At 70.3% G+C, this 13,277-nt stretch carries 11 protein-coding genes; 2 read left to right on the forward strand and 9 right to left on the reverse strand.

Translation table 11 applies throughout. The annotated features are described in order from the left end of the window. Nucleotide 1 precedes the first annotated feature (1 nt). Together AB0B45_RS45750 and AB0B45_RS45755 are read left to right on the forward strand one after the other, a co-directional pair. A complete protein-coding gene (locus AB0B45_RS45750) occupies nucleotides 2-1,249 on the forward strand; it encodes a nucleotide sugar dehydrogenase (protein WP_358144397.1) in 1,248 nt (415 codons plus the stop codon). Beyond that, nucleotides 1,246-2,187 carry an NAD-dependent epimerase/dehydratase family protein gene (locus AB0B45_RS45755; RefSeq protein WP_358144399.1) on the forward strand — a complete coding sequence of 314 codons (942 nt, stop codon included), beginning with the start codon at nucleotides 1,246-1,248 and terminating at the stop codon, nucleotides 2,185-2,187. The genes AB0B45_RS45750 and AB0B45_RS45755 overlap by 4 nt, the downstream gene beginning before the upstream one ends. A 42-nt stretch (nucleotides 2,188-2,229) precedes the next feature. On the opposite strand, the gene AB0B45_RS45760 is transcribed toward AB0B45_RS45755, so the two are convergent. The 9 genes from AB0B45_RS45760 to AB0B45_RS45800 all read right to left on the reverse strand — a co-directional run bounded on the left by AB0B45_RS45760 (nucleotide 2,230) and on the right by AB0B45_RS45800 (nucleotide 13,263). Next, complete coding sequence (locus AB0B45_RS45760; RefSeq protein WP_358144401.1) at nucleotides 2,230-3,168, reverse strand: YegS/Rv2252/BmrU family lipid kinase; 939 nt, start codon at nucleotides 3,166-3,168, stop codon at nucleotides 2,230-2,232. A 48-nt stretch (nucleotides 3,169-3,216) separates the two neighbouring features. Then, nucleotides 3,217-5,901, reverse strand: a complete 2,685-nt coding sequence (locus AB0B45_RS45765; RefSeq protein WP_358144402.1) for an immune inhibitor A domain-containing protein — start codon at nucleotides 5,899-5,901, stop codon at nucleotides 3,217-3,219. A 111-nt stretch (nucleotides 5,902-6,012) separates the two neighbouring features. Beyond that, a complete protein-coding gene (frdD, locus tag AB0B45_RS45770; RefSeq protein WP_358144404.1) occupies nucleotides 6,013-6,354 on the reverse strand; it encodes a fumarate reductase subunit FrdD in 342 nt (113 codons plus the stop codon). Beyond that, entirely contained in the window at nucleotides 6,351-6,731 is a 381-nt protein-coding gene (locus AB0B45_RS45775) for a hypothetical protein (protein ID WP_358144405.1), read from the reverse strand. The genes frdD and AB0B45_RS45775 overlap by 4 nt, the downstream gene beginning before the upstream one ends. Further along, on the reverse strand, nucleotides 6,728-7,510 hold the full coding sequence (sdhB, locus tag AB0B45_RS45780; protein WP_358144407.1) for a succinate dehydrogenase iron-sulfur subunit: 783 nt from the start codon (nucleotides 7,508-7,510) through the stop codon (nucleotides 6,728-6,730). Before sdhB ends, AB0B45_RS45775 begins: the two co-directional genes overlap by 4 nt. A 39-nt stretch (nucleotides 7,511-7,549) precedes the next feature. Beyond that, the gene (gene frdA, locus AB0B45_RS45785; RefSeq protein ID WP_358144408.1) at nucleotides 7,550-9,283 is read right to left on the reverse strand and encodes a fumarate reductase (quinol) flavoprotein subunit; all 1,734 of its coding nucleotides are present in this window, start codon (nucleotides 9,281-9,283) and stop codon (nucleotides 7,550-7,552) included. A gap of 3 nt (nucleotides 9,284-9,286) precedes the next feature. After that, the gene (locus tag AB0B45_RS45790) at nucleotides 9,287-9,520 is read right to left on the reverse strand and encodes a hypothetical protein (RefSeq protein ID WP_358144410.1); all 234 of its coding nucleotides are present in this window, start codon (nucleotides 9,518-9,520) and stop codon (nucleotides 9,287-9,289) included. A 91-nt stretch (nucleotides 9,521-9,611) separates the two neighbouring features. After that, a complete protein-coding gene (gene ctaD / locus AB0B45_RS45795; protein ID WP_358144465.1) occupies nucleotides 9,612-11,348 on the reverse strand; it encodes a cytochrome c oxidase subunit I in 1,737 nt (578 codons plus the stop codon). 214 nt (nucleotides 11,349-11,562) lie between these two features. Next, nucleotides 11,563-13,263, reverse strand: coding sequence for an IlvD/Edd family dehydratase (locus AB0B45_RS45800; protein ID WP_358144412.1), 1,701 nt, complete (start codon nucleotides 13,261-13,263; stop codon nucleotides 11,563-11,565). Nucleotides 13,264-13,277: the final 14 nt, after the last annotated feature.

Below are 13,277 nucleotides of genomic sequence, written 5' to 3' on the forward strand. Positions count from 1 at the left end.
GATGCCGAAGACCGTCGGCGTTGTCGGCATGGGATACGTGGGCCTGACGCTCACCGCGGCGCTGGCCCGCGAGGGTTTCGCCGTCCACGGCGTGGACGCGAACCCCGCCGTCGTCGAGGCCCTGTCCCACGGCCGCATCCACGTGTTCGAGCCGGGCGTGCAGGAGGTCTTCGCCGAGCATCTCGGCGCCCGCGTCCGCATCGGCTCGGCGCTGCCCGACGAGCCCCTGGACGCGGTGATCCTGTGCGTCTCCACGCCCGTCGACCTCGGCACGGGCACGCCGCGCCTGGACAACCTGGCCGCCGCCGCGGAGGCGTGCGGGGAGCAGCGCCTCGTGGTCGTGCGCTCCACGGTCCCGATCGGCACGAGCCGCGCCGTCGTGCTCCCCCGGCTTCGCGCGGGCACCCATCTGGTGATGGCGCCCGAGCGGACCATCCAGGGTCAGGCTCTGCGCGAGCTGGTCGAGCTGCCCCAGGTGATCGGCGGGCTCGACCAGGCCGGCCTCGACGCGGGCATCGAGCTGTTCGAGGAGCTGGCCGACCGGATCGTGCCCGTCTCCAGCCTCGAAGCGGCCGAGATGGTCAAACTCGCCAACAACTGCCACACCGACCTGATCTACGCCTACGGCAACGAGCTCGCCCTCGTCGCCGAGCAGCACCGGCTCGACCCGCTGGAGGTCATCCGCGCGGCCAACCTCGACTACCCCCGCCCCGACCTGGCCAAGCCCGGCTACGTGGGCGGCGGCTGCCTCACCAAGGATCCCTACCTCATGCAGGCGAGCGCCACGACCTCCCTGGTCGGCCACGCCCGCGCGCTCAACGAGCGCCTGCCCTCCCACGTCGCCGAGCGGCTGGTCGCCATGATCGAGGAGACCTTCGGCGAGACGGAAGGACTCACCCTGTCGGTGCTCGGGTGGGCCTACAAGGGCTGGCCCGCCACCGACGACATGCGCGGCACCCCCATCGAGGACATGATGCCGATCTTCACGAGGGCCGGGCTGACCGTCCTCGGCCACGATCCGCTGGTCGCCGACGAGGTCATCACCAGGTACGGCGGGCGGCCCGTCAGCCTCGACAAGGCCTTCGCCGAGGCCGACGCCATGCTGATCGTCAACGACCACCCCGACTACAGGGGCATGGAGATCGGCGACACCCCGCTCAGGGTGCTGTTCGACTCCTGGCGCATCCTCGACGCCGACCGGCTCACCGACCGCGGCATCCGCTACGCGGGGATCGGATACATGCGATGAGAACGCTTCTGCTCGGCGGCGCCGGCTTCATCGGGCTCCACCTCGCCAGGCGCCTGCTGGCCGACGGCCACGCCGTCACTGTCGTCGACGACTTCTCCAGGGGCAGGCGCGATCGGGACCTGGAGGCGATGCCGCTGGACGTCCGCCACGCCGACCTCACCGACCCGGGCTCCTACCAGGCGCTGGAGCACGGCTGGGACCAGATCTACATGCTGGCCGCCGTCGTCGGCGTCCGCAACGTCGAGCGGGACCCGTCGCGGGTGCTGCGCGTCAACACCCTGGCGCTGATGCACCTGCTGGACTGGATCGAGCGGGACGAGCCGCTGTTCTTCGCCTCCACCAGCGAGGCGTACGCGGGCGGCGTCACCGCCGGGCTCGTCCCCCTGCCCACGTCCGAGAGCGTCCCGCTGGTGATCGAGGACGTGGCGTCGCCGCGCTTCTCCTACGCGATCAGCAAGCTGCACGGCGAGGCGGCCGTCCTGCACGGCGCGCACGCGGTCGTGGGCCGCTTCCACAACGTGTACGGGCCCAGGATGGGCGCCGACCACGTGATCCCTGAGCTCTCGCTGCGCGCCATGCGCGGCGAGGACCCTTTCACGCTGTACGGCGGCGAGCAGAGCCGCGCCTTCTGCCACGTCGACGACGCGGTCGAGGCGATGGTGCGGCTGATGGCGACGCCCGAGGCGTTCGGGCGGATCGTGCACATCGGCGACGACACCGAGGAGACGAACATCGCCGACCTGGCGAAGCTCGTCCTGCGCGTCGCGGGGAAGGACCCGGTCATCGACCGGGTACCCGCTCCCGCCGGCTCGGTCGCCCGCCGCTGCCCCGACATCTCCCTGCTGCGGCGGCTGACGGGATTCGAGCCCCGGATCCCCCTGGAGGAGGGCGTCCGGCGCACCTTCGACTGGTACCGGCAGGGGTCTCCACGCGGCTGAGACCGCGGACCTCGATCACACGGCAGGGTGGAGCGGACGTCCTCAGCTGTCGTGGAAGTCCGAGGGCACCATCACCCGCACCCCGTTGGGCACGACGCGGAGCCTGATCGGGGTGCGCAGCCGTACCTCGCCGTCGACGTCGGCCGCCATCGGCGGGTCGGTCTCCAGCAGCATCTCGCGGCCCATCACGAACGGCCCGCCCGCGAGGCTGCGCCACCTGCCCGTGGTGGCGCGGGCCAGGGTCTCGCCGAGCAGCCGCAGCTTCTTGCCCGAGCCGAGCTGGTAGGCCACGAGCATGCCGTTGTCGATGCTGATGTCGCGGGCGACCTGCCAGCCGCCGTGGAAGCGGCCGTTGGCGATGTTGAGCTGGTCGGTGAGCAGCTCGTGGCGCTTGCCGTCGACGGTGAGGACGGCGCGGAAGGGCTTGTGCCCCGGAATGATCGTCAGGGCGGTCAGCGGGTAGGCGGGGCGGCCGAGGATGCGCTTGAGCCACGGCTTGACCGTGTTCGCGACCTCGACGGACACGCCGAAGCTGGCCAGGTTGGCGAACGGCCTGTCCTCGGCCATGCCCAGGTCGATGTCGGCGACCTTGCCGGTGTCGAAGACGCGGATCGCGCCGGCCAGGTCGAGGGGCAGGCCGAGGCTGCGGGCGAAGTTGTTGGTGGTGCCGAGTGGCAGCACGCCGAGTGCCACGTCGAGGTGGGCGACGTGGCGGACCGCCGACGAGAGCGTGCCGTCGCCGCCGCCGACGACGAGCAGGTCCGGCTTGGTCTCCAGCGCCTTGTCCAGGTGGGCGCGCAGCCGCTTGGGGTTGACGACGGAGTACTCCGCCAGGGGCTCGAAGCCCAGAGCGTGGATCTGGTCCAGCACCTCGAAGTAGTGGCGGCGGCCACGGCGGGAGCGCGTGTTGATCACCACGGCGATCCTGCGGTCCCTGCGGATGGCCTCGGTGTGCTCGGCCTTGCTGCGGAGCTCGGTCATGGATGCAATGGTACGGCCGCCGGAACCCTGGCCCCGGCGGCCGGATGATCACTTCTTGGACGGGGTGACCCGGACGATCGCTCCCAGGTTGCCGGGAAGGGGGGTGACGAGGGCGAATCGCACGCCTAATGCCCGGTCGCCGGGGTCACCCGTGCCGAGGATGTGGCCGCCGGCGACTTCGGTGCCGTACAGCTCGGTGGCGGGGCGGCCGTCTGCTCTGACGACCCTGGTCGAGTAGGGGCCCTTGGCGGGGATGACGGTGGAGGCGTCGAAGTCGCGGTAGTCGAGCGAGCCGTCGACCAGGTCGAGGCCCGGATACCAGGTCCTGGCGTCGGTGAAGGCGGGCACGCCCTTCAGCGCGGGGTAGTCGGCGCAGTGTTCGGTGAAAGGCTCGCCCTCGACGCACTCCCTGAACGGGTAGGTCCTGGCCGGGGAGAAGGCGGCGTTGGAGGACTGGACGCGGCCGTCGAGGTTCTTGCGCGCCCTCGGGTCCGCCTGGGCCGCCTTCCCCGTACGGCGCAGCGGCTCGTAGTGCGAGTCGACGAGGAGCAGGCCGCCCTTCACACCGAGGCTCGGCCCCTCGAACAGGGTCGGCGCGAGCACGTTGTTGGTGTAGGTGGAGTCGCGCAGCCAGACCAGCAGGCCGGGCGCGTTGTACTTGACCCGCTCGACCTTCCACGCGCCGTCGCGCAGGTAGCTGGTGTCGTAGGCGTGGGCCAGTCCCCGGTCGAAGCCGTCGAGATTGCGCCACTCGGCCAGGTAGAAGCGGGAGATCTCGCGGGAGCCGGTGCTGATCGTCCAGCCCTGGCCGCTGGTGTTGGTGAACGTGCCGCCGGTCGTGACCCATCCGCCCGCGCCCTGCTCCGCCCCGTCGCTCCAGACGGTGGCCGAGCCGCTGGTGAGCGTGAGGTCGTCGGCGAACCAGCCGCGCGCGGTGGTGGCCGCGTCGGTGTTGTAGGCGAGGCGCAGCCTGATCGTTTCGCCGGCGAACGGGGTGAGGTCGACGTAGTCGTGCCGCCACCCGTTGGTCGTACCGGTGAGGCCGCGTCTCTTGCCGCCGTAGCCGTGCAGGGCCCGGTTGGGGTCGGTGTAGTCGTCAGGCGTGCTGACCTCGCCGCCGGAGGCGGTGAACACCTTCTGCTGGGCCCAGCTCGCGCCGCCGTCGGTGGAGATCTCGACGAAGCCGTAGTCGTAGTCGGCCTCGATGTCGTAGTGGTTCCACATCCACAACCTCGGCTCGGCCGCCGCCGGCACCGCGAGCTCCCTGGTGAGCCTGACGTCGGCCCACTCCTGGTCCATGCCCGACCACCACATCCGACCGCCGCCGTGCGGGTCGAGCATCCTCAGCGGCGCGCTGGGCAGGTTGACCCGCACGCCGTCCGCGGTCAGCCGCGGCGTGCGCGAGGACTGCCCGATGGTGACCAGGCGGCTCCTGCCGCCAGGATCGAGGATCTCGGGGTCGGCCCAGCCGAGCACCCACTTGGCCCAGAGGCCCATGTGGGACGGCATCGACTGGTAGAGCGGGCCCGCGTGCGAGCCGCCGGCCATCAGGTCCCAGAAGTCGACGGCCGAGCTCGCCGTGCCGGTGGTGTCGTAGAGGTCGGGCAGGCCGAGGTCGTGGCCGTACTCGTGGGCGAAGACGCCGACGCTCGCGTCCTCCGGCTGCACGATGTAGTTGGAGACCTTGAGGTCGGTGCCGGGGACGGGGTGGCCGCCCGCGACCGCGCCGGAGTGCGCCCACAGCGCGTAGGCGCCCTGGGCGCCGCCGTCCGCCGACTTGTCCTTGCCCGCGTGGACGAGCACGAGGTGGTCGATCACGCCGTCGGGCTCGTCGAAGTCGCCGTCGCGGTCGGCGTCGCCGAGGTCCTCGACGTCGTAGTCGGACCATCTGAAGCGAGGCTGGGCGGCGGCGAGCGCGTTCACGGCGTCGATGGGCAGCTGCGCGTGGCCGCGCGGGTTGCCTGGGTGTCCCGACATGTCCTGGTACGGCTTGCCGCACGCGGCCGCGCCGTACCAGGCCTCGGAGTGCGGCACCGTGATCCAGCCCGCGGCCGAGCCCGAGACGGAGTAGGCGCCCTTGGACATCTCCTCGTACATGTTCCGCATCGTCAGCCCCGACAGGTCGACGCCGCGCGCGGTGACGCCCTGCTTGGAGTAGAGGAGCCTGTTGTAGTGGGCAGGGCTGAAGTCGGGCACCCAGAAGCTGAAGTCGTCCCTGTGGGGAAGGGTGGCGGGGTTCGGGATGCGGTTGTGGCGGGGGCCGTTCGCCGTCGTGCCCGGCGGCTCCTTGACGCAGTCGTCCGGCGCGCTCCTCGGGCCGCTGAGCCGCTCGAATCCGGAGAAGTCGTCGTCGGCGCGGTCGTTGAACTCGACCAGGATCGTCAGCAGCCTGGCGGTCTTGGTGGCGCGGGACTTCTTGAACAGGAGGTCGGCCGGGTTGCGGCCGGTCCTGACGGCCTGTCTCTCCCTGGCGGCCAGGACCCGGGCGGTGACGGGGTTGCCGCTGCTGAACTTCCCGTCGTGCTCGCGGGCGGGGATCCTGGCGCGGGTGTTCCCGCCGGGGGCGGGCGGGTCCTGGGGTGTGAAGCCCTCGGCGGGCTGGACGTAGTTGATGTAGGAGTCGGCCGCGGCGGGCTCGTAGCGGGCGGGGCTGTCCGCATCACCCGGCGGCAGGCCGACGGCCAGTAACGCGAGCGCGGGCAGCGCCGATAAGAGGCGCTTCGTGCTGTGCACTACATTCCCTCTCTTCCCGGGATCTACCGGGCGAATGGCCACAGAGGTTCTGCAGTGCGGACGTTAAGCACATCGTTTGAGATCGTTCCGAATGTCGCGGAAAGCGGTATGTCAGAACAGCAGGAGGACGGCGACGACCACGCCCGCGACGGCGGCGCCGTAGCAGAGGATCGCGATGATCGGGTCGAACCTGGCGACGCCGAGGATCTCCTCGCTGGTGAACCTGATCCGGTGGGCGGCGTGGAACAGGCACAGCAGGACGACCACGACCAGCGCCAGCCGTACCGGCAGAGGGTCGAGCAGGGCGGCGAACTCGGACTGCGTCGGCCAGTCGAGCACGCCCAGGGGCATGAGCACTCCGAACAGCAGCACCAGCACCGGCAGCAGCAGCGCGGCGACCACCCCGCCGCCGCTGAACAGCAGCCACAGGTACGGCTCCGGCGTGCGCCTCATCGCAGCACCGCCCAGGCCAGGACGGCCGAGACCACCAGCCACGCCGTGTGGTTGCCGCCCTGGATCATGAAGGCGGGCACCCGCCAGCCGTCCAGCCTGACGACCGTCGCCTTGGGCGCCAGGTTGAGGAAGGTGACCGCGTGGAAGGCGGTGGCGGCCAGCGCGAGCACGTTGAGCACGATCATCCACGGCCGCGCGGCGAGGGCGGTGAACTCCTGGAGCGTGCCGCCGGTCACGGCCGCGATCAGCAGCAGCAGGTAGGCGATCGTCCAGGCGACGAAGACGCTGGTCAGCTCCCTGGCCACGAAGACCGCGTAGGCCCGCGAGCGCAGGAACCACAGCCTGTCGCGGGGCGGCCGGTAGGCCCCGGCGGTCATCTCCTGCTCCACGGCAGGACCGACCGCATGGCGGCGGTGACCTTGTAGCGCTGGATCGCCTCCGCGGGGTCGACGTGCTTGGGGCAGGCGCTGGTGCACTCGCCCACGAACGTGCAGCCCCACACCCCCTCGTCGGTGTTGAGCAGGTCGAGCCGGTCGCCCTGGTCGCGCGAGTCGAGGTTGTAGCGCTGGGCGAGCGCGATCGCGGCCGGGCCGAGGAAGTCGGGGTTGAGCACGTAGACCGGGCAGGCCGAGTAGCACAGCATGCAGTTGATGCACATCGAGTACTGCTTGTAGGCCTCGAGCTGCTCGGGCGTCTGGGCGTACTCCGCCGTCAGCGGCAGTTCCTCGCCCTCCCTGATCAGCCACGGCCGCACGTGGGAGAGCTTGGCGAGGAAGTCGTCGATCTCCACCACGAGGTCGCGGATGACGGGGAAGCCCTTGAGCGGCTCGATCCTGACCGGCCCTTCGCCGAACTCGGACAGGAAGGTGCCGCAGGTGAGCCTGGGCTTGCCGTTGACGTTCATGCCGCAGGACCCGCACACGCCCATCCGGCACGACCACCGGAACGACAACGTGCCGTCGAGCTGGTCCTTGACGTAGTTGAGGCCGTCGAGGATCGCCCAGTCCTCGCTCATCGGCACGTCGAAGGACTCGAACGCCGGCTCGGTGTCCTGCTCGGGGCGGTAGCGGCTGATCTCCAGCCTGATCGTCTCCGTGCCGTGCCCGTCGGCCGCCGCCTTCCTCCGCGCCGCCCGCTCGCTCTCCTTGGTGCTCATCGGCCTCCCATCCGCATCGCCGCTTCCACCTCGCGCGTCTCAGTCACGGCCGTACACCCTCTCGCCCGGGGGCCACCGGGTGAGGGTGACGGGCAGCAGTCCGACCGAGGGAACGCCGGACGGGGCGCGGTGGACCAGCGAATGGGCCAGGAACCGCGCGTCGTCACGGGCGGGGAAGTCGAGCCGCTGGTGCGCGCCCCTGGACTCGGTCCTGTTGAGCGCGCACGCCACGACGGTCTCGGCGACGTCCAGCATCGCGTGCAGCTCGATCAGCGAGATCAGCTCGGTGTTGAACGTCGCGCTGTGGTCGTCCACCCGGGCGTCCGCCGCGCGCTCCCGCAGCGACGCCAGCGTCTCCACGGCCTTGGCGAGCGGGTCGCCCGTGCGGTAGATGCCCGCCGCGCCCTCCAGCGTGTGCTGCATCTCCTCGCGCAGGTCGGCGATCCTCGGCCCGGTGCCACCGCCGTCGAGCACGCGCCGCAGCCGCCGCCGCTCGTCCTCCCCCTGGCTGTGCACGGCACGCGCCTCCCCGCCCGGATGCGCCGTGGCGAACCTGGCCGCCGCCGCGCCCGCCCTCGCCCCGAAGACGAGGATCTCGGGCAGCGAGTTGGAGCCCAGCCTGTTGGCCCCGTTGATGCTCACGCACGCCGTCTCACCCGCGGCGTACAGTCCCGCGATCGGGGTCGCGCCGTCGAGGTCGGTGTGGACCCCGCCCATCATGTAGTGCACGACGGGCCTGACGGGGATCAGGTCCGTGGCCGGGTCGAGGTTCTGGTAGCTGCGGCACAGTTCCCTGACGAACGGGATCCGCGCGTCGATCTTCGTCTCGCCGAGGTGGCGCAGGTCGAGGTAGACGACGGGACCGTAGGGGGTCTCGACCGTGCGGCCCTTGTTCTGCTCGGCGACGAAGGCCTGCGACAGGCGGTCGCGGGGGCCGAGCTCCATGCTGCGCAGCTTGGGCGTCTCGGTGGGCCGGCCCAGGTCGTAGTCCTGCAGGTAGCGGTAGCCGTCCTTGTTGATGAGCCAGCCGCCCTCCGCGCGCGCCGCCTCGGTGATGAGGATGCCGGTGAACGGCAGGCCCGTCGGGTGGTACTGGACGAACTCCATGTCTTTCAGCGGCGCGCCCGCCCGGTAGGCCAGGGACATGCCGTCGCCCGTCTTGATCGCCGCGTTGGTGGTGAAGGGAAAGACGCGCCCGCAGCCGCCGGTGGCGAGGATGACGGTCTTCGCCGCGATGGCCTCGACCCTGCCCGTCCTGATCTCGATGGCGACGACGCCGTGGACGCGCCCGTCGTCGACGATGAGCTGGGTGACGTACCACTCGTCGTACCTGACGATCTCCTGATACTTCAGCGTGGTCTGGAAGAGGGTGTGAAGCAGGTGGAAGCCGGTCTTGTCGGCGGCGTACCAGGTGCGCATGCGCTTCATGCCGCCGAACGGCCTGACCGCCACCCGCCCGTCGCTCTCCCTGCTCCACGGGCAGCCCCAGTGCTCCAGGCGGATCAGCTCGCTCGGCGCTTCGGCGACGAAGGCCTCCACCGCGTCCTGGTCGCACAGCCAGTCGCCGCCCGAGATCGTGTCGTAGGCGTGCTCGTCGAGGGTGTCGCCGATCCCGATGACCGCCGCCGCGCCGCCCTCGGCCGAGACCGTGTGGCTGCGCATGGGGTAGACCTTCGACACGACCGCCACCGTCAACGAGGGGTCGGTCTCCGCGACCGCGATCGCCGCCCGCAGGCCGGCCCCGCCACCCCCGACAATGAGCACGTCGATCATGTCTCAGCTCCCGTGGTCGGGCTGGTCCTGGTCTCTGATGCGCTTGCCGTCATGGCGCACCGCGCTCAGGTGGATGCTGCCGTCGTGGTACTCGTGACGGATCCTGCGGCATCCACAGTCGAAGTACTGGTCCTTGATCAGCAGGCCGTAGCCGTCGTCGTCGACCAGTCGTTCACCGCCGGACGTCCTGCCGCATGGTGCGGTCTCCGGACTGAAGGGAGTGCGTGTGCCTGTCATCGCCGATCTCCCTAGATTGGCGAAACGTCGCTTTCCACGTAAGCACCGGGCCGGGGTTTCGGAAAGCCCCGATCTGGTACGGCGTGGCACCTCATGTCTGGGCGCCGGTCCCGCCTTCCCGCGGCGCCCCGCGGTCCTCCTCTGCGTGGATCTGGTCTGCGTGGGTCTGGTCCGCCTGGATCTGTGCGGGCTCCGGCTCGTCGATCTGGCGGGCCTGCGCGGCGACGCGCGGGTAGTGCAGGTCGAAGGCCGGCCGCTCGGAGCGGATCTGCGGGATGAACACGAAGTTGTGCCGGGGCGGAGGACAGGAGGTCGCCCATTCGAGCGAACCGCCGAAGCCCCACGGATCGTCGACCGTCACCTTGGGCGCCTTGCGCGCGGTCCTCCAGACGTTGTAGAGGAACGGCAGCGTGGACAGCCCGAGCAGGAACGCGCCCACCGACGAGATGAGGTTCAGGGTGGTGAAGCCGTCGGCGGGGCTGTAGTCGGCGTACCGCCGGGGGAAGCCCAGCATGCCCAGCCAGTGCTGGATCAGGAACGTGGTGTGGAAGCCGACGAACAGCAACCAGAAGTGCACCTTGCCGAGCCGGTCGTTGAGCATCCGCCCGGTCATCTTCGGCCACCAGAAGTAGAACCCCGAGAACATCGCGAACACGACCGTGCCGAACACCACGTAGTGGAAGTGCGCGACGACGAAGTAGGTGTCGCTGATGTGGAAGTCCAGCGGCGGCGAGGCCAGGATGACCCCGGTGAGCCCGCCCAGCAGGAACGTGACGAGGAAGCCGACCGCGAACAGCATGGGCGTCTCGAAGCTCAGATGGCCCTTCCACATGGTGCCGATCCAGTTGAAGAACTTCACGCCCGTGGGCACGGCGATGAGGAAGGTCATGAACGAGAAGAACGGCAGCAGCACCTGGCCCGTCGGGAACATGTGGTGCGCCCACACGGTCATCGACAGGCCCGCGATGGCGATCGTCGCCCCGACCAGGCCGATGTAGCCGAAGATGGGCTTGCGGCTGAAGACCGGAAGGACCTCGGTGACGATGCCGAAGAACGGCAGCGCGATGATGTAGACCTCGGGATGGCCGAAGAACCAGAACAGGTGCTGCCACAGCAGCGCCCCGCCCGTCGCCGGATCGTAGACATGGGTGCCGAGCTTGCGGTCGGCCTCCAGCGCGAGCAGCGCGGCGGCCAGCACGGGGAAGGCCATCAGCACGAGCATGCTGGTCAGCAGCGTGTTCCAGGTGAAGATCGGCATCCTGAACATCGTCATACCGGGGGCGCGCATGCCGATGATCGTGCTGATGAAGTTGACCGAGCCGAGGATGGTGCCGAGTCCCGACAGCACCAGGCCCATGATCCACAGGTCGCCGCCGACGCTCGGTGAGTACGTCGCCGTGGCCAGCGGCGTGTAGGCGAACCAGCCGAAGTCGGCCGCGCCGCCGGGGGTGACGAATCCGGCGACCGCGATGATGCCGCCGAACAGGAACAGCCAGTACGCCACGGCGTTCAGCCGGGGGAAGGCGACGTCGGGTGCGCCGATCTGGAGCGGCATGATGACGTTGGCGAACCCGGCGAACAGCGGGGTCGCGAAGAGCAGCAGCATGATCGCGCCGTGCATGGTGAACAGGGAGTTGTACTGCTGCTGGGTCACGAACTCCATGCCGGGCTGGGCCAGCTCGGCCCGAATGATCATGGCCATGACGCCCGCGATGAGGAAGAAGACGAACGAGGTGATCAGGTACAGGTACCCGATGACCTTGTGGTCGGTCGTCGACAGCCACGCGGCGATGACGGTGCCCGTGCGGCGGCGTCTGACCTGCTGCATCGAGGTCTCGCGAACGGTCGTCACGGCTGCTCCCCTCCACGCGGAGTGTTGCCCCGATCACTCCATTTGACGACACCGCCCGCCGTACCGGAAGCCGTCCGCGCGGATTTCTCTCAGGCCCCTGCCATCGCTGCCTCCGAAACCCCGCCGAGAAACCCTTGCCCGCACGCCGAAAGCCGCGGCCGGTGCCACGGGCGCGGACCCGAAAAAGATCTCAGTGGGACTCCCTGCCGACCTCGTGGCCGCTCGACCCCACCAGGAAGTCGAGGTCGGCCCCCTGGTCGGCCTGCAGGACGTGGTCGATGTACAACCGCTGCCACCCCCTCGTGGGCGTCGCGAACCCGGTGGTCACCGGCTCACGGAGCGCCAGCTCCCGCTGCGGGATGTCGATGTCGAGCCGCCTGGAGGGCACGTCCAGCTCGATCGGATCGCCCGTCCGCACCAGTGACAGCGGCCCGCCGACAGCCGCCTCCGGCGCGGTGTGCAGGACGACGGTGCCGTAGGCGGTGCCGCTCATCCTGGCGTCGCTGATGCGCACCATGTCGCGGACCCCCTTGGCCAGCAGCTTGGCGGGCAGCGGCAGGTTGCCGACCTCGGGCATGCCCGGATAGCCGCGCGGACCGCACCCGCGCAGGATCAGCACGCTGGTCTCGTCGACGTCGAGGCCGGGCGAGTCGAGCCGGTCGCGCAGGTCCTCGACGCTGTCGAAGACGACCGCCCTTCCCCTGTGCCTGAGCAGCTCGGGCGAGGCCGCGGCGGGCTTGATGACCGCGCCGCGCGGCGCCAGGTTGCCGCGCAGGACGGCGATGCCCGCGTCCTCCAGCAGCGGCGACGACCGGCGCCTGATGACCGTCTCGTCCCAGATCTCCGCCTCGTCCAGGTAGGAGGTGAGCGGCCGTCCCGTGACGGTCACCGCCGAAGGGTCGAGCAGGTCGCTCACCTCCTTGAGCACGGCGAGCAGCCCTCCCGCCCTGAACAGGTCGTCCATCAGGTGGCGTCCGGCGGGCTGCAGGTCGGCCAGGAGCGGCACACCGGCACCGATCCGGTCGAAGTCGTCCAGGGTGAGGTCGACGCCGAGCCGTCCCGCGATGGCCAGCAGGTGCACGACCGCGTTGGTCGAGCCGCCGATCGCGGCCAGGGCGACGATCGCGTTGCGGAACGAGGCGCGGGTGAGCACCCGGCCCGGCGTCCTGTCCTCGGCGACCATGGCGACCGCGAGGCGGCCCGTCTCGTGAGCCCGTTCGAGGAGCCTGCTGTCGGCCGCGGGCGTGCCTGCCGTACCGGGAACGGTCATGCCGAGCGCCTCGGCCACGCACGCCATCGTGGAGGCGGTGCCCATCGTGTTGCAGTGGCCCTTGCTGCGGATCATCGCCGCCTCGGAGCGCAGGAACGCCTCCCTGGACAGGGTGCCGGCCCGCACCTCCTCGCTGAGCCGCCACACGTCGGTCCCGCAGCCGAGGGGAACGCCGCGGAAGTGCCCGGTCAGCATCGGCCCGCCGGGCACGACGACGGCGGGCAGGCCGACGGAGGCGGCGGCCATCAGCAGCGAGGGGATGGTCTTGTCGCAGCCGCCGAGCAGGACCACGCCGTCAATGGGGTTGGCGCGCAGCATCTCCTCGATGGCCATGGCGGCCAGGTTGCGCCACAGCATCGCGGTCGGCCTGACGTTCGTCTCGCCGAGCGACATGACAGGAAGGTTCAGCGGGACGCCGCCGGCCTCCCACACGCCCTGCTTGACGCTGGTGGCGACCTCGTCGAGGTGGATGTTGCACGGGGTGAGATCGGAGGCGGTGTTGGCGATCGCGATGTGCGGCTTGCCGCCCTCGAAGGCCTCGCGGGGCAGGCCGCGGCGCATCCAGGCGCGGTGGATGTAGGCGTTTCTGTCGGTTCCCTCGTACCAGTGCGAGCTACGCATATGCTTCTTCCATT

The sequence above is a fragment of the Nonomuraea sp. NPDC049152 genome (assembly GCF_040648355.1).
Lineage (GTDB): Bacteria > Actinomycetota > Actinomycetes > Streptosporangiales > Streptosporangiaceae > Nonomuraea.